Consider the following 17,246-nt stretch of genomic DNA (forward strand, 5'->3'; position numbering starts at 1 on the left):
AAGATAAGGATATTATTTGAACTTTAAAGAAGAGAACACTGAGGATTGTTTTTCGCATGTTAGTACTCTTGATGTAGATAATAATAAAATATACATATTAGGTACAGCACATGTATCAAAGAAAAGTTCACAAGACACAGCTACTTTAATTGAAAAGCTAAAACCATCCTTCATTGCTGTTGAACTTGATAAGGCACGCTACAATGCAATTCTAGACACGGATGAGCATAAGAAATGGCAAGACTTAGATATATATAAGGCAATAAAACAAGGAAAAGCATTTTTATTAATAGTTCAAATAATATTAAGCAATTTCCAAAAAAAGTTAGCAAAAGAACAAGGAATTAGTCCTGGCGAAGAGATGAAAACAGCTATTTTGAAAGCTAGGGAACACAATATTCCAATAATACTTGCAGACAGAAAAGTTGAGATAACACTAAAGAGGGCTTGGAATTGCGTTCCATTTACAGAAAAAGTTAAAATAATATCAAGTCTGTTCTCATTCTCAGATACAAAAGTAACAACAGATGAAATTGAAAAATTAAAAGAACAAGATGTCCTCTCAAGCATGATGGAAGAGCTTGCAAAAGAAATTCCTACTGTTAAAAAAGTTTTAATCGATGAAAGAGACGAATTTATAGCAAGCAAAATACTTGAAGGTTCAGGTACAACCTTTGCTGTTGTCGGTGCTGGTCATGTAAAGGGCATAATAACAAATTTGAAAAACATTAAAGAAAACAAGAAAGTAATAAACATTGATGCTTTAAGCAATATACCTAAGAAAACCTTCTCACTTGGTAAACTAGTATCTTATTTAATACCTATCTTAGTTATTGTACTAATAGTAAGTTCATTTTACTTTAAGGGATTTGATTTTGCCTTTAAAAACTTAGAACTTTGGATAATACTTAACGCTTCGTTTGCAGGTATTGCTGCTCTTTTATTAAGAGCCAATATTATAACAATATTCACAGCTTCAATTGGTGCTCCAATATTTTCTCTAATTCCATTCATTGGAACAGGTATGGTTGCAGGACTTGTTGAAGCTTACATAAATAAACCAAAAATAAAAGACTTTGAAAGCTTACAAGAAGATTTAACTAATATAAAAGGATATTTTAAGAATAAAGTTACAAAAATTTTACTGATAGTATTCTTTGTAAACATTGGATCTTCTATTGGAACAATTGTTGGTCTTAAATTTTTGTTAAATATTTTCAGCTAAAAACTAAAAATAAAGACATACAGGAGTTGAATTATGAAACTTGTTTTTTTAGGACCTCCAGGTTCTGGAAAAGGTACAATTGCTAAGATTATTTTAAAAAAACTAAACTATTATCACATTTCAACAGGAGATCTCTTTAGGGAAAATATATTAAATTCTACAATCCTTGGTAAAGAAATAAAACAAATAGTTGAAAGCGGGAAATTAGTTCCTGATTCAATCACAATTAAAATCGTTGAAGATAAAATTAATACGCTTGATAATCCGGATAATTTTATTCTTGATGGTTTTCCAAGAAATATCTGTCAAGCTCAGGCTTTAGATAAATTCTTGCAAAATCTTAAAATAATAAATTTTTTAATTGATGAAGAGATCCTCATTAAAAGACTTTCCGGAAGAAGAATATGCAAGACTTGCGGTGGAATATTTAATATATATACACTTCCTACAAAAGAAAATGGTATTTGTGACATTTGCAAAGGCACTCTTTATCAACGAAAAGACGATACAGAAGAGTCTTTAAAAATAAGACTTCAAGAATATCACTTACAAACAAAGCCATTAATAGATTTCTACTCAATTAGCAATAGACTTCACAATATAAATGCATCTCAAAATATTGATGGAGTGGAAAAAAATTTGATGGAAATAATAGCATAAACTTAAATAGAAAATATTCTTACAAACAAAGCCATTAATAGATTTTTACTCAATTAGCAATAGACTTCACAATATAAATGCATCTTAAAATGTTGATGGAGTGGAAATTATGAAAACAAAGATTTATATACTAAAAATTTTGTTTATATATTTGCTATTCTTACAGTCCTTTTTGGTTCATTCAAATGAAAATCAAGATACCATAAACAAAGAATATTTTTATATCAACCTTCAAACTGCTTATTATCCTCCACACGCACTTGGAACAACAGGTAGTTTTTTCTCTCCAAGTTTCATAACTCCTCAGATCAAACCCGTAGCACCAAACAATCAAATCTCACCCAGTTCATGGGGAAGTGTTAAACTAATTTCATATTTAGGCTACTATAAATTTATTAAAGTCTTAGATAATCCCGACTCACTTTTATTCCAAAGCAATGGAATAGATTTAGACTTAAACATTGGACTCTCGCCCGTTCTTGCCTTACTTAAAGGTAGCATCGGTCTCACTCCCATTGCCTTTATGAATTTATATACAGCAGTTGAAGTTGGAGTAGGCTGGAAAGGATTTGGATTTAAGGGTATTGGAGTGCATATTGGAAATGGAGAATATTCAAAAAATACTGAATTTTATTCCGAAATAACAATGGGAGGTCGCCTACAATTTGACTTTAATGCTGTACTTGGTGGGGAATGGACTCATATTATTACCGTACTTGGCAGCAATATTTTGCACATAAATAATGCACATGCTATTTCTGGCCAACTTTGGATATATAAATCCGATGAAGGCAAAAACGTAAATGGATTTACAATAAATCCTTATGCACTATTAGCCTATAAAATGCCATTATACCTTAATGTAATAGGGCTTTTATATGAAGGAAAAACATACATTGGTAATGCTAGATATGTAAGCACAATATCAAATAAAGGATGGGGAAGTGACTTCTTTTATCACAATATTTCCTTTATTACAAAATTTGAAATCACATCACATTTAAGTCTAGATATGCAACTCAAATTCTCAACAAAACCTATGTACACGGAAGATACAATAGGCATGTCTGATATTTTAAAAAGAATTATTACAAATAATTCATACATGCACTACGATTCTATTGGGTTTTCTTTAACTTATAAAATTTAACTTTAATATTTAAACTGATTTCGGCCAGATACCTTAGCCTCATACAACTTATCATCAGCAAGTTTAATAATATTAGTAAAATTAGTATCATGAGGAATTTGCTCAGCAAGTCCAATTGAAACTGTCACAAATTTAGAAACACTGTTGTATTCATGAACTATTTCCAAATTTCTAATTTCTTCTATTATTAAACTAACAATATTAATCATTTCCTCTAAACTCTTATTAACAGAAAATAAAATAAATTCTTCTCCACCGTAACGCGCAACATCTATCTTATATTTCAAAGCAATCTTATTCAAGCTCTTTGCAATCAACTTAAGACATTCATCGCCATTGGTATGTCCGTAATTATCATTATATTTTTTAAAATAATCAATATCTAACATTCCCACAATGACGCGTTCTTTATATTCCAAGGCTTTCATCCAAGATTTAGCAAATTTATCTGTAAAGAATCTTCTATTAGGAATTTGAGTAAGTCCATCAATTCTTGCAAGATTTTTAAAATAATCTCTAAGCCTTTTAAGCTCAAGATGCGTTTTAATTCTTGCATCAATAATCCTTGCATTAAAGGGTTTTAAGATATAATCTACTCCACCAACATTAAATCCTTCAAGTTGAGCATCGGTAGAATCTCTTGAACTAATAAAAATTATAGGAATATCTCTTGTTTCAGGATCACCCTTAAGCCTTTTACAAACCTCATAACCACTAATGTCTGGAAGCAATACATCAAGAAGGATAAGGTCAGGACTATCAATCTTCACCTGCTTTAAAGCATCAAGCCCATTTATTGCAACTCGGATTTCATATTCATCTTGTAGTATATCTATTAGTAAATCTAAATTTGTAGGAGTATCATCTACAAGAAGTAATTTTTGAACTTCATCTCTACTTTCTTCCAAATCATCCAGTACTTTCCCTTCCATCATGTCTTCTCTATATTACCAAAACCCATCATATCTTGAACAATTTTAGAACTATCTTCAAACTTATATAATCTTAAATTTTTAAGAAGAGAATCAAACAATATCTTTTTATTTTCGTCTAAATTATATTTTTTAAGAATCTCAAGTATTTCCTTATATTCTTTTGGATTTCTATTCTCTATTCCATGTAAAAGCTTTCGCATAAGATTCAAAAACTCATCATTACTTTTAAAGTTTAATTTTTCCTGACCTACATTATCAACAGTATTTAAAATGTATGTTTTTATATTTCCAATAAGTACAATCAAATCTTTACGTGCTTCATAGTAAAACATCTCCAATTCATGCAGTGTTCTTTTACTTATCTCAATCTCTCTAAACTTCTCAAATAAGCTAATGCGCATATTTCCAAGAGCCCCCGCAATTGAATGTGCCATGCTCTTTACTAATTCTAAATCGCCTACATTAAAAGCTTCATCTAATTCATGAATAAAAGTATAAATGACATCAACAAGTCCCTTGCATAACTCACAATATACATCATATGAGATATCAAGCTCCCTTAAAGCTTTCTTAATATCCAAATGAGGTAAATCCGGATATTTACCTAAATTAATATCTTCACTACTCTTAGTTTCTTCAAACTCAATTTGTAAATATTTTGACAATACATTCTTTATTACCCTAATTTGTATTGGTTTTACAATATAATCATTCATTCCATGCTCAAAACATCTATCTTTATATTCCCTTAACGCATGTGCTGTTACAGCTATTAAAACACATGGACTTAAGTTATTCTGACTCTCATATTCACGTATCTCTTTAGCTACCGAAAAGCCATCACAAATTGGCATTCTTATATCAATAAAGGCTATGTCATATCTACTATTTTTTAAAGACTCAATAGCATTCACCCCATCTTCCACAATATCAATAGAATTTTCTCTGACTCCTATAGCAACTAAAATATTTTTTAAAACTTTCTGATTAATTTCATTATCCTCAGCTATTAAAATGCGAACATTATCTCTTATTTTAAGAACACTAAAATCATTTAGTAACGGTTCATCTACAGTCGTACCATTGCTAATCCAATTAGAATAAAAATCCCATCTTCTAAAAGGTTTTTGAATATACTCATACTCAAGATTAATCATCTCATTATTTGGTAAATAAGGTAGTACGAAAATTATTCTTGTACTTGAATTCAATTTTTTTATTCTGTTAGCAAAATCAATCCCTTCTTGCACACCAGTACTATTTACATTTATAAAAACAAAATCATAGTCAGGATTTTTATAAAATATCCCATAAGCATCATCATAAGAATAAGAGTAATTTATGTTATCTTTGTAATCAAATATCTCACTTATTTCATTTAAAACCTTAACAGCCCTTTTACTTAAAACCAAACTTAAAATCTTTTTATCTCTTACCAGTTCAAATTTATTTAACTCTTTATCCCTGTCCTCAATCTTGTTACCTAAAACAAAAGGCAACATAAATGAAAAAGTTGTTCCCATACCTATTTCACTCTCAACTGCAATACCAGGACCACCCATTAAACTGACAAGTTTTTTTGAGATAGCAAGCCCAAGCCCAATACCTCCATGTATTCTTGCATCAGAGTTATCCTCTTGTTTAAATAACTCAAATATTTCAGGTATACTCTGTTGTTTAATCCCTCTCCCAGTATCAATTACCTTAAATTCAATAGTAACTATTTCATTTCCTCTATTATCCTTTGTACTATATATATTTTCATAATTTAAAACTATCATCCCATCATTAGTAAATTTAAAAGCATTTCCTATTAAATTAATAAGCACCTGCTTCAATCTAGAAATATCGCCTATTAAGTAATTTTCTAAATTCGATTTTGAATAAAAAATTAAATCAAGGTTCTGCTTTGCACTCTGAGGCTGAAAACTCTTTACAACACTTTCAATTTCACGCTCCAAATCTATATCATTATTTTCAATATATATTCCATTCATATCTATTTTAGAGATGTACAATATATCATCAATTAAAGAAAGCAATGATTTAGAAGAATAATTTATAATTTGAACATATTCTCTTTGATTACTTACAAGATCCGTACGATCCAAGAGTTCAGTAGCTGCTACTATCCCATTAATAGGAGTACGAATATCATGGCTCATGCTTGCAACAAAAATAGTTTTATCATTAATAGCATTTTCAATAACTTTTTTTTCACTTATTGCAGAAAAATACATCTTTTTTCTAAAATATAATTCCTGAACTAAATTAAACAATGAAACTACAAGAATGGTAAAAACAAGAATACCAATGATTAATGCTGTCACAAAAGATCTTCTAAATCCTATAGCAATAGACCTCTCATAAACATTAGACACCCAATCATCAAAATATAGTCTATTCCTAACATTCGCACGGAATAAACTTTTTTGTATAATTCCCCTTAAAATATAATCTTGTTTATTTACTGCAACATTTAAATCAAATTTTAAATCTATATCAGCAGGAAGTTTTTTAACATCTCTGACATTTAAATCCTCAAAATTAACAGCAGCAGTATACTCATCACTAATAATCCCGCTTACTTTACCACTATAAAGAAGATCTAAAGCTTCCTTAAAATTCTCCACCTGTACTAACTGTACTCTTGACTTAGCTGATATTTCCTTTGTATATAAAAATTTAAGTATTGCACATTTATCAGAAAAATTAAAAGGGAATACTTTAATCTTATTCGAAAAAACATAAAGTGGAATTCCCGAACTTGCATTAATATTGAACAAATAGTCTAGATTCTCATCTTCTAAATTAGTGGCTAATACATCTACTTTTCCTATATTAATTAAATTCTCAATATCATCTTCTTTATTTACCTTGACTATATTGAACTTTAAATTTGTCAATCTTTGTACCTTATCAATTAACCCTTCATTTACTCCTCTATAACCATTAGAATCAAAATAATCAATAGGATACCAATCTTTTACAGCAAGATTTAATTCTTTATTATTCAGTAACCAAATTTTTTCCTCAATATTAAAGTCATTCTTACCTACATAGCCATATCCATTATTTTGATAATCTTTAATTTCATCTTGACCAAGCCAATTATTATCTATTTGTAATAAAGTATCAAAGAAAAAGTTTTCTATTAATGCATTAAGAACATATGCAAACAATTTAAATCTTTTATTGTTGGTTGCAAATACCAAAGATCTACTTTGATTGAACTTTGAATCTTCAGATTTTAATATATTATTGTACCCATGCATTTTTGATAAATATCTTGTGGTTATTGAATTTTCTACAAATCCATATGATTTATTTACTATACCTGCAAAATTATTTACTATGTCTGTATTTTTATCTAGACTAAAATTATCGAAATCAAAATCAATAATTTGTGAATTTATTACCTTTTTACTATTTTTAGCATTCGTAAAATAAAGTTTAAAATTAAGTGAGTATATAGGAATAGTCTCTTTATAATTTTTAGAGTCTAAGCTATCCCTACTTTCCTTAATAATGCCACCCCAAATAGAGACATTTTTATCATCCAAGCTTTTTTTAATGCTTTCTTTTGGAAATCCTATAAAGTTTACTGCAAACCCGTATTCCCTAGAAAGAGTATGCCACAAATCAACTAAAATACCTGAAGGTCGACCCTTAGAATCAATAAAACTTAAAGGAGGGTAATCATTATATATTCCAATATCAAGAGCATACAAAATATCAAATTCCTTAAAAGATTTATATTCTTCTACAGAAAGTGACTTCATGTAGCTCAAAAGATCAACATTTAGAAATTTTAAATCATTATTAGCATTTTTACTAACAGCAACTCTTATACTAACACTATGAAAATAGTCAGTATTAAAAATACTAATAAAATATGGATAAAAAGTTCTATACCACACACAAGGCAATGACTTACAACTTCCATATACTAAATCAATCTTATGATCTCTTAACGCTAAAAGTAATTCTTCAGTATCTTTAAATAAAAGTACATTATCAACACGTCTATGAAGTCTTAAAATATCCTCATATATTGTGTTTTCTACAACACCTATTCGTAAATCCTTTAGAGGATAGGAACTAGATTTATTTTTACCTTCTTTTTTATCATAAAGTAAAGCAGTAACACATTTGCCAATTTCATTTTTAAAATAAAGATATTCATTTAAATTTGAACTATATGTCAATCCTAAATAAATTACATCGTCTTCAATTTTATCTCTATCAAGATAATCAATAGTCTCTATACTGATATCATAATTATGATCTTGTGCCCACTTAGAAAGAATAGGGAAAATCATACCAACAGTACTACCCTCTTTATTTTTATAATAAAGAGGGTAGTACTGATCCACAAGTTTAAATTTTATAGTCTGATTAGCAAATAAATTAATAGTTAAAAAAAAAACAAAAAAATAATAATAAAGCTACGCATCTTTACCATGTACTTTAATAGTATCTAAAAATAAAAAAAACCCTGGCAATAACCTACTCTCCCGCGAACTCGCAGTACCATCAGCGAATAAGAGCTTAACTTCTGTGTTCGGAATGATAACAGGTGTTTCCTCTCTTCTTTAACCACCAGGGTATTTATAAGGAAGACAAAAATATGGTCAAAGATTCGGGTAATTAGTATTAGTCAGCTTAATATATTACTATACTTACACTTCTAACCTATCAACCTGGTATTCTTCCAGGACCCTCATAGGATATCTCATCTTGAGGAAGGCTTCCCACTTAGATGCTTTCAGCGGTTATCCCTTCCGAACGTAGCTACCCAGCACTTACCCTTGGCAGGATAACTGGTACACTAGAGGTTCGTCCATCTCGGTCCTCTCGTACTAAAGATAGTTCCTCTCAAATATCCAACGCTTGTGGCAGATAGGGACCAAACTGTCTCACGACGTTCTGAACCCAGCTCGCGTACCGCTTTAAATGGCGAACAGCCATACCCTTAGGACCTGCTTCAGCCCTAGGATGCGATGAGCCGACATCGAGGTGCCAAACCCTCCCGTCGATGTGAACTCTTGGGGAGGATAAGCCTGTTATCCCCGGAGTACCTTTTATTCGTTAAGTGACGGCGCTTCCACTCGCTACCGCCAGATCACTAAGACCTACTTTCGTATCTGTTCGACTTGTCAGTCTCACAGTTAAGCTACCTTATGCCTTTACACTTACAGAGTGATTTCCAACCACTCTAAGGTAACCTTTGCGCACCTCCGTTACTCTTTAGGAGGCGACCGCCCCAGTCAAACTACCCACCTGGCACTCTCCTCATATCACTATGAGTTAGAAACTTAATTAAACAAGGGTGGTATTTCAAGTGCGACTCCACTATCCCTAACGAGATAGCTTCAAAGTCTCCCACCTATCCTACACATACTTAACCAAATTTCAATACCAAGCTATAGTAAAGGTTCACGGGGTCTTTCCGTCTAACCACAAGTAATCGGCATCTTCACCGATACTTCAATTTCACCGAGCTCCACGTTGAGACAGCGTCCAAATCGTTACACCATTCGTGCGGGTCGGAACTTACCCGACAAGGAATTTCGCTACCTTAGGACCGTTATAGTTACGGCCGCCGTTTACTGGGGCTTGAATTCAATGCCTCGCTTTTACACTAACATCTCCTCTTAACCTTCCAGCACCGGGCAGGTGTCAGTCCCTATACTTCTCTTTACAGATTTGCAGAGACCTGTGTTTTTGGTAAACAGTCGTTTGGACCATTTTTATGCTACCTAATCTCTTAGGTCGTACTTATCCCGAAGTTACGTACGTATTTTGCAGAGTTCCTTAACGTGGATTCTCTCGCGCGCCTTAGAATTTTCATCCCACCTACCTGTGTCGGTTTACGGTACGGTCCCTCATAGCCTAACCTTAGAAGTTATTTCTTGGCACCTTGACTACCTACATTTCATGTTGCCTAAACAACACTCATCATCACATCTCAGCTCTTTTAGCGGATTTTCCTACTAAAATCAACACCTTAATGCTTAAACTAGGACAACCATCGCCTAGCAGTAGTTAACCTCATGCGTCACTCCAATCGAAACTATAAGAGGTACGGGAATATTAACCCGTTTCCCATCGACTTCACTTTTCAGCTTTGCCTTAGGGGCCGACTAACCCTGGGAAGACGACCTTCACCCAGGAAACCTTAGGTTTTCGGCGAATGGGGATCTCACCCATTTTTTCGTTACTCATACCTGCATTCTCACTTCTGATACCTCCATCAAACTTCCCAGTTTAACTTCTCAGGCTTACAGAACGCTCCCCTACCACTCTAACCTAAATTAGAGTCCAAAGCTTCGGTAATGTGTTTAGCCCCGTTACATTATCGGCGCTTAAGTACTCGACCAGTGAGCTATTACGCACTCTTTAAAGGTATGGCTGCTTCTAAGCCAACCTCCTGGCTGTTTACGTACCTAAACCTCCTTTTCCACTTAACACATTTTTGAGACCTTAGCTGTTGATCTGGGTTGTTTCCCTCTCGACCATGAACCTTATCGCCCATAGTCTCACTCCTATTCATCATACAATAGCATTCGGAGTTTAACTGAGTTTGGTACCCTTTGACAGGCCCTAGCTCAATTAGTGCTCTACCTCTATTGCACTAAAATAAGGCTGAACTTAAATCCATTTCGGGGAGAACCAGCTATCTCCGAGTTTGTTTAGCCTTTCACTCCTATTCACAGCTCATCCCTGCCTTTTTAAACAGACTAGGGTTCGGCCCTCCACTTGGTTTTACCCAAGCTTCAGCCTGGCCATAAATAGATCACTCGGCTTCGGGTCTACCACATCTAACTAAATCGCCCTTTTAAGACTCGCTTTCGCTCAGGCTCCAGCACTTCAATGCCTTAACCTTGCTAGACATGATAACTCGCAGGTTCATTATGCAAAAGGCACGCCATCACCATGAATAAATCATGGCTCTGACTGCTTGTAAGTCTACGGTTTCAGTTCTATTTCACTCCCCTCCCGGGGTTCTTTTCACCTTTCCCTCACGGTACTCTTCACTATCGGTAGCTTTCTAGTATTTAGCCTTGGAGAGTGGTCTCCCCAGCTTCAGACAAGGTTTCTCGTGTCTCGTCCTACTCAGGAACATCTTTAAGAAGATATTTATATTTAAATTACAGGGCTATCACCTTCTCTGGCTAACCTTTCCAGATTATTCTTCTATATAAATATTTTGTAACTTCTCAGTTTATTACAGACTAAACTTCAAGTGTCCTACAACCCTCCGAATGCAACGCTCTGCAGCTTGGCACATCCAAAGTTTGGGCTACTCCCCTTTCGCTCGCCACTACTTAGGGAATCTCTTTGATTTCTTTTCCTCAGGGTACTTAGATGGTTCACTTCCCCTGGTATAGCCTCTACTGCCTACGCAGTAGATAATTAGCATCTAGCTAATTGGATTACTCCATTCGGTAATCTCGGGATCATAAAATGTTTGCTTCTCCCCCAAGCTTTTCGCAGCTTACCACGACCTTCTTCGCCTTAAAGCTCCTAGGCATTCACCATAGACTCTTTATTACTTTGACCATATTTTTATCTTCCGTCTCTAACTTGCCAATCTCAATCATTTATACAACATAAACTAATATATACTTTTACTTTTTCTATGTCAATAGCTTTAAAATATTTTTTATCAATAATTCTTTTAAAATAGTTGACCAATCTAAAGTTATAAAACAAAAATTCTAATAATAACCTATCAAATGCTATAATTAACTCACAAGGAGTAGACATGTACAAAAAAATAATCAGTCTAATATTATATTTATTTATCCTAAACTGTACCTCAACACCAAAAGATATTCCCGAAATACCAAAAGTTGATGAAGATAAGATTATTAAAATAATTTCTCTAGAAACAAATACCAACGAACAAGAAATTACCAATTTAAAAAAATATGCTGAAAGTTATATCAAAGAACTACTAAATTGGTTCGTTATTACAAAAAAAATAATTGAAAAAAATAATATTGAATTTGCAAACAAAATGACCACAGAAGATAAACAATTCATAGAAAATGAATTAAAAAATAAACTAGAAAATTATAATGAAAATCTATTTATTAAAGATGATACTTTTAATAAATATACATTAGATGAAAAAAAGTTGCATTTCATACCATTAATCAATGAAACCTCTATTTTATATAGTAGAGCAGAAAGTATAAAAAATGCTTATGAAAAATATATGCAACAAAATAAAGACATTAAATAAGTATTATTTATTCAAATTTTAAAAGCTAAAATACAATTAATTTAGAGAGACTAGTTAAAATCAATATCAAGATTAAAAAAATCAATTAAAAACTTTGCAACTCCATCTTCATCGTTACTAAACTTTGTAACCTCATTATTTGGTAAACTAGTCCTCACAAATTCATTTGCATTCTTCATTACAATACCCTTTCCAACATTTTTTAGCATTTCATAATCATTACCATTATCTCCAAATGCCAAGATATCTCCAATATCAACACATTCAAATAAAGCAACATTTTTAACAGCATTATACTTATTAGCATTAATATTTGTAATTTCTAATAGATCTTGAGCAGAGTAAAATACACTTATATCCTTGAAATTCTTCTCTCTTATTGTATTTCCAAATTTTTCAAGAGTAATAAAATTTTGAGAAAAATAAACTATTTTAGATAAAGAGTCTACTTGAAGAGAAAACAAATCAGTAATAACAGGTTTTATTCCTAAGTGACTAATAAAATGATTCATAATTGGGCTCCTAACCTCTCTATCAGAATACCAATCGCTTAAAGTATAAAGATTAATATCGATTTCTCCTCTCTCAAGCTTAAGAATTTCTCTTACTAGGCCATATTCTATCTTATACCTCAAGATTAGATTATTCTGCAAAAACACTTCAGATCCATTGGCTGTTATCATATAACCCTTTTCAATATCAATCTCTTTAAGTTGATTCAGAACATCCTTAATTTCACCTAATCTCCTACCAGTAGCAATAATGATACGAAAATCTTTCCTTAACTTTAAAAGAACTTTAAGAGTTAATGGTGTAATTTTATGCTCATTATTAAGTAAAGTACCATCAAGATCAAAAACGAGCATCTTATATTTTTCATAATTAGAATTCATATATAATCTCTCTTTTAGATAAATAATATCATACTTCTATTGGCTACGAACTACAATTTAACTTGAATTAAACTTATAAAAAAAATACAATTATAATGTTAAAGATTACAAATAGAGAGTCAAACATAAGCTTAATGAATGATCAAATTTCAACTTTATTCTCAGAAGAAAAAATTAAAAATAAAATTAAAGAGTTGGCTCAAGAGATTAAAGATTATTACAAGGACAAGAATAACGTAGTTTTTATATCTCTTCTTAAAGGCTCATTTATATTTTTTGCAGACATTATAAGAGAGATTGGACTCAATGTAAAAATAGATTTCCTGCAAGCTTCAAGTTATGGTAATAAGGCACATTCTTCACTAAAAGTAATCATAAAAAAAGACATTGATATTAATATAGAAAACTGCTATGTAATACTCTTTGACGATATTATAGATACTGGATTAACATATAAAAAAATTATTGAACATTTAAAAACGAAGAATCCCAAAGAGATTAAAACCTGTGTTCTTTTCAATAAACCATCCAGAAGATTAACAGAACTACACATAGACTATGTGGGCTTTGAAATCGATAATCATTTTATAGTTGGGTATGGTATTGATTTTAATGAAAAACACAGAACCTTAAAGGATGTAGCAAAAATAAACAAATAGGAGACAGAGATGTCAATTTATGCGGTTATTGGTACCCAATGGGGAGACGAAGGCAAGGGGAAAATTATAGATTTTCTCTCAGCAAAGGCAGATTATGTTGTAAGATTTAACGGAGGAAATAATGCTGGACATACAATTGTTGCTAATAATAAAAAATTTATTTTTCACCTGTTACCTTCTGGAGTTCTACAAGGATCAAATTGTATAATTGGACCTGGAGTCGTAATTGATCTGCAAGTTTTACTTGAAGAACTTGAGATACTCAAACAAAACAATATTGAAATAAATATACTAATCAGCGATAAAGCACACATAATAATGCCTTACCACATAAAAATTGACGAGCTTAGCGAACAAAAAAAGGGAAATGATAAAATTGGAACTACCAAGAAAGGAATTGGGCCTTGTTATGCCGACAAAATAAATAGAACAGGCATAAGAGCTGTTGACCTACTTAATATGGAAATTTTTGCAAAAAAATTAAAAATAAATTTAGATGAAAAAAATAAAATTATAGAAAAGATATACAATGAAAAACCCTTCAATTATGTTGATATCTTAAATAAATACAAAGAATATACAGAAATACTTAAACCTGTAATCACAAACACAGAAGAAATATTAAAAGATGCCATTATTTCAGAAAAAACCATATTAATAGAAGGAGCTCAGGGTACGATGCTTGATATTGAACATGGAACATTCCCATTCGTAACATCAAGTAGCACATTAATCACAGCAGCAGTGGGGTGTGGCATTCCTTCCTCAAAAATAAAACAAAAAATTGGGATAATAAAGGCATTCTCTTCAAGAGTTGGGGCAGGTCCTTTTGCAAGTGAAATCAAAGACTCTATTGGTGATAAGATTAGAGAAAAGGGAAAAGAATATGGGGCAACTACAGGAAGACCTAGACGAATTGGTTGGCTTGATATTTTAACTATCAAAAAATCAGTAGGTCTTAATGAATTAAACCATTTAGCTTTAACCAAACTAGACATTTTAAATGACATGGAAGAACTCAAGATTTGTGTGGCCTATGAATATCAAGGAAAAATATATGAATATATACCCACTTCTTGTGAAATATTAGAAAAAGCTAAACCTATATACAAAACTTTCAAAGGATTTAAACAAGATATTAGCAACATAAGTAGGTATGAAGACTTACCAACTGAAGCTAGAGAATACATCGAATTCATTGAAAGAGAAGTTGGAGTTCAAATTTCAATTATTTCCCTTGGAGAAGCACGAGAAAAAACCATTTTTAGGAATAAAGAATGGATAAATATATAAACCCATTAGAATCAAGATATTCAAGCAAAGAAATGCTTTACATTTTTTCACCAAAATTTAAGTACACAACATGGAGAAAACTTTGGTATAACCTAGCCTTAACCCAAAGAGAACTAGGAGTGGATATTAAACAAGAACAACTAGATAAACTATATAAACATATTGAAAATATTGATTTTGAAGTCGTAGAAAAATATGAAGAAAAATTTAAACATGAAGTCATGGCACATCTTTACGCATATGCTGATTTAGTTGGAGATGACGCTCGAAAAATTTTACATCTTGGTGTTACAAGTGCATTCTTAATGGACAATACAGATTTAATTCAAATAAAAGAAGCATTATTACTTATTAAAAATAAATTAAAAATCATCATTAAAACTTTAAATAATTTTTCAATAAAGCATAAAAATTTAGCAATACTTGCATATACCCATCTACAAGAGGCTCAATTAACAACACTTGGAAAAAGAAGTAGTTTGTGGCTTCAAAGTTTAATTTTTGATTTTAAAGAACTTAATTTCATTTTATCAAACCTGTGTTTCAGAGGAGTAAAGGGTACTGTTGGTAATCAAAGTAGTTTTAAAGAATTACTATCATCTAATTTTGAAAGAGTAAAAAATCTTGATATAAGTGTGGCTAAAAAAATGGGTTTTAGTAAAGTTTACAAAATCACTAGTCAAACTTACGATCGTAAACTTGATTCATCGGTACTAAATTTTCTAAGTAATCTATCCCAAAGTGCACATAAAATCACTAATGATATTAGATTCATGCAACACCTTAAAGAAATTGAAGAGCATTTTGAAGAGAAACAAATAGGTTCATCAGCAATGCCTTATAAAAGAAACCCTATTCACAGCGAAAGAGTAGCCTCTCTTGCCAAGTTTATAATGAGTCTACAAACAAGTGGCGGATTTATAGCCGCAACCCAATGGCTTGAGCGTACTTTAGACGATTCGGCTTGTAAGAGATTAAATATTCCTCAAGCATTCCTAGCAGCTGACGCCATTTTAATATTACTCAATAAAATATTTAGTAATATTAGAGTAAATGAAAAAATCATTGAACAACATGTAAAGATAGAAATGCCATTTATCCTAACAGAAGATATATTAATGAAAGCAACCAAAAATGGCGGTGACAGGCAAATATTGCATGAAAAGATGAGAACTTATTCTATGCAAGTAAGGGAAAATATTTATTTAGGAAAACATGAGAACGATTTAATTAAGCTAATTCTTAATGATGAAAGCTTTAGGTTAACACCTAAGGATATAAGTGAAATTTTAAATCCAAATGAAAACATAGGATTTGCCTCTTCTCAGGTCGAAGATTTTATTCAAGAAATAGTAATTCCTATTCTTAAAGAAACATAAATAATATTAATATTTAGACACAAATTTATTTCCCTTTATATAAAATCTCCAAAGTTTAGTAGCATACTCTTCACCTGCATAATCAATATTTATTCTCTTTGAGTTCACTACTTCAAAATCAAAAGACAATCCATTTTTTAAAAAAAGCTCAGTATTACTAATAAGATCTACTTTATTAAATCTTAAATCTATATTTAAGTACTTAGTAAGTTTACCAGGCCCATTAGTAACCATGGAATTCCCTTTAAGTAAAGGATAAATGGGCTCAACAGCTCTTATTAAAACAGCATGAGGATTGTTCTCATTAGATGCTACAACATTTAACATGTAGTACATACCATAAATTATATAAATATAAGCATATCCTCCGACATTATACATAGCACTTGTACGATTAGTTTTTCTCCCACCATATGCATGACAAGCTCTGTCTATTGTTCCCATATATGCCTCTGTTTCAACAATCTTTGTAACAATTTCTTCTCCATCTATTTTTCTTATCAAAAAGTGACCAAGTAAAGACTTAGCTACAATAATAGCATCATGCGTAAAAAACTCTCTATCCATTGACATAATTTTAAATCAAAACTAAATTTGAAAATTATTAAAATTAAGATAAACACTACAAAACAACTCATAACTACATACATAGAAAAACAAAACTCATATTGACAAACAAAATAAAGTTCAATAAAATCTTAAAAGGTAAGTACATCTTAGGGATCATAGCTCAGGTGGTTAGAGCGCAGGTCTGATAAACCTGAGGTCGGATGTTCAACTCATCCTGGTCCCACTTTA

Annotated in this window: 11 protein-coding genes, 1 tRNA gene and 2 rRNA genes; 8 read left to right on the plus strand and 6 right to left on the minus strand. The window is 31.5% G+C overall.

The window, feature by feature from the left end; all coding sequences use genetic code 11:
- Positions 1 to 16: 16 nt before the first annotated feature.
- From DB313_RS02120 to DB313_RS02135, 3 genes are all read left to right on the plus strand, one after another.
- Positions 17 to 1,225: a TraB/GumN family protein gene (locus DB313_RS02120; RefSeq protein ID WP_120104208.1), complete on the plus strand. Its 1,209-nt coding sequence runs from the start codon at positions 17 to 19 to the stop codon at positions 1,223 to 1,225.
- A 33-nt stretch (positions 1,226 to 1,258) separates the two neighbouring features.
- Positions 1,259 to 1,885: an adenylate kinase gene (locus DB313_RS02125; RefSeq protein ID WP_120104209.1), complete on the plus strand. Its 627-nt coding sequence runs from the start codon at positions 1,259 to 1,261 to the stop codon at positions 1,883 to 1,885.
- A 109-nt stretch (positions 1,886 to 1,994) separates the two neighbouring features.
- Positions 1,995 to 3,035 carry a hypothetical protein gene (locus DB313_RS02135; protein WP_120104210.1) on the plus strand — a complete coding sequence of 347 codons (1,041 nt, stop codon included), beginning with the start codon at positions 1,995 to 1,997 and terminating at the stop codon, positions 3,033 to 3,035.
- A gap of 2 nt (positions 3,036 to 3,037) precedes the next feature.
- On the opposite strand, the gene DB313_RS02140 is transcribed toward DB313_RS02135, so the two are convergent.
- The 4 genes from DB313_RS02140 to DB313_RS02155 all read right to left on the minus strand — a co-directional run bounded on the left by DB313_RS02140 (position 3,038) and on the right by DB313_RS02155 (position 11,536).
- Positions 3,038 to 3,970, minus strand: a complete 933-nt coding sequence (locus DB313_RS02140) for a GGDEF domain-containing response regulator (RefSeq protein ID WP_120104211.1) — start codon at positions 3,968 to 3,970, stop codon at positions 3,038 to 3,040.
- Entirely contained in the window at positions 3,967 to 8,346 is a 4,380-nt protein-coding gene (locus DB313_RS02145) for a response regulator (protein ID WP_238614513.1), read from the minus strand. The genes DB313_RS02140 and DB313_RS02145 overlap by 4 nt, the downstream gene beginning before the upstream one ends.
- A 120-nt stretch (positions 8,347 to 8,466) precedes the next feature.
- Positions 8,467 to 8,577: ribosomal RNA gene (gene rrf / locus DB313_RS02150) — 5S ribosomal RNA — on the minus strand.
- Positions 8,578 to 8,600: 23 nt separating this feature from the next.
- Positions 8,601 to 11,536, minus strand: a 23S ribosomal RNA gene (locus tag DB313_RS02155).
- Between the two features lie 205 nt (positions 11,537 to 11,741).
- Between DB313_RS02155 and DB313_RS02165 the strand changes: the two genes are divergently transcribed.
- Positions 11,742 to 12,224 carry a hypothetical protein gene (locus tag DB313_RS02165; RefSeq protein ID WP_120104214.1) on the plus strand — a complete coding sequence of 161 codons (483 nt, stop codon included), beginning with the start codon at positions 11,742 to 11,744 and terminating at the stop codon, positions 12,222 to 12,224.
- A 50-nt stretch (positions 12,225 to 12,274) separates the two neighbouring features.
- Here the strand turns inward: DB313_RS02165 and DB313_RS02170 are convergent, their stop codons facing one another.
- Positions 12,275 to 13,117 carry a Cof-type HAD-IIB family hydrolase gene (locus DB313_RS02170; RefSeq protein WP_120104215.1) on the minus strand — a complete coding sequence of 281 codons (843 nt, stop codon included), beginning with the start codon at positions 13,115 to 13,117 and terminating at the stop codon, positions 12,275 to 12,277.
- Positions 13,118 to 13,251: 134 nt separating this feature from the next.
- Here DB313_RS02170 and hpt point away from each other — a divergent pair, with 134 nt between their 5' ends.
- From hpt to purB, 3 genes are read left to right on the plus strand one after another with little or no spacing between them, the layout of a single operon-like run.
- The gene (hpt, locus tag DB313_RS02175; RefSeq protein WP_120104216.1) at positions 13,252 to 13,776 is read left to right on the plus strand and encodes a hypoxanthine phosphoribosyltransferase; all 525 of its coding nucleotides are present in this window, start codon (positions 13,252 to 13,254) and stop codon (positions 13,774 to 13,776) included.
- A gap of 9 nt (positions 13,777 to 13,785) precedes the next feature.
- Positions 13,786 to 15,069 (plus strand): adenylosuccinate synthase, encoded by a 1,284-nt coding sequence (locus tag DB313_RS02180; RefSeq protein ID WP_120104217.1) that lies wholly within the window; start codon positions 13,786 to 13,788, stop codon positions 15,067 to 15,069.
- A complete protein-coding gene (gene purB, locus DB313_RS02185; protein WP_120104659.1) occupies positions 15,054 to 16,448 on the plus strand; it encodes an adenylosuccinate lyase in 1,395 nt (464 codons plus the stop codon). The genes DB313_RS02180 and purB overlap by 16 nt, the downstream gene beginning before the upstream one ends.
- A 6-nt stretch (positions 16,449 to 16,454) precedes the next feature.
- On the opposite strand, the gene DB313_RS02190 is transcribed toward purB, so the two are convergent.
- Positions 16,455 to 17,015: a DNA-3-methyladenine glycosylase gene (locus DB313_RS02190; RefSeq protein ID WP_120104660.1), complete on the minus strand. Its 561-nt coding sequence runs from the start codon at positions 17,013 to 17,015 to the stop codon at positions 16,455 to 16,457.
- Positions 17,016 to 17,167: 152 nt separating this feature from the next.
- On the opposite strand from DB313_RS02190, the gene DB313_RS02195 reads away from it, so the two are divergent.
- Positions 17,168 to 17,241: transfer RNA gene (locus tag DB313_RS02195), tRNA-Ile, on the plus strand.
- Positions 17,242 to 17,246: the final 5 nt, after the last annotated feature.

The organism is Borrelia turcica IST7, assembly GCF_003606285.1.
Lineage (GTDB): Bacteria > Spirochaetota > Spirochaetia > Borreliales > Borreliaceae > Borrelia > Borrelia turcica.

Coding starts and splice junctions, on each gene's coding strand:
- DB313_RS02190 (WP_120104660.1), bottom strand. CDS start 17,015: ATGGATAGAGAGTTTTTTACGCATGATGCTATTATTGTAGCTAAGTCT.
- DB313_RS02125 (WP_120104209.1), top strand. CDS start 1,259: ATGAAACTTGTTTTTTTAGGACCTCCAGGTTCTGGAAAAGGTACAATT.
- DB313_RS02180 (WP_120104217.1), top strand. CDS start 13,786: ATGTCAATTTATGCGGTTATTGGTACCCAATGGGGAGACGAAGGCAAG.
- DB313_RS02135 (WP_120104210.1), top strand. CDS start 1,995: ATGAAAACAAAGATTTATATACTAAAAATTTTGTTTATATATTTGCTA.
- purB (WP_120104659.1), top strand. CDS start 15,054: ATGGATAAATATATAAACCCATTAGAATCAAGATATTCAAGCAAAGAA.
- hpt (WP_120104216.1), top strand. CDS start 13,252: ATGAATGATCAAATTTCAACTTTATTCTCAGAAGAAAAAATTAAAAAT.
- DB313_RS02165 (WP_120104214.1), top strand. CDS start 11,742: ATGTACAAAAAAATAATCAGTCTAATATTATATTTATTTATCCTAAAC.
- DB313_RS02140 (WP_120104211.1), bottom strand. CDS start 3,970: ATGATGGAAGGGAAAGTACTGGATGATTTGGAAGAAAGTAGAGATGAA.
- DB313_RS02170 (WP_120104215.1), bottom strand. CDS start 13,117: ATGAATTCTAATTATGAAAAATATAAGATGCTCGTTTTTGATCTTGAT.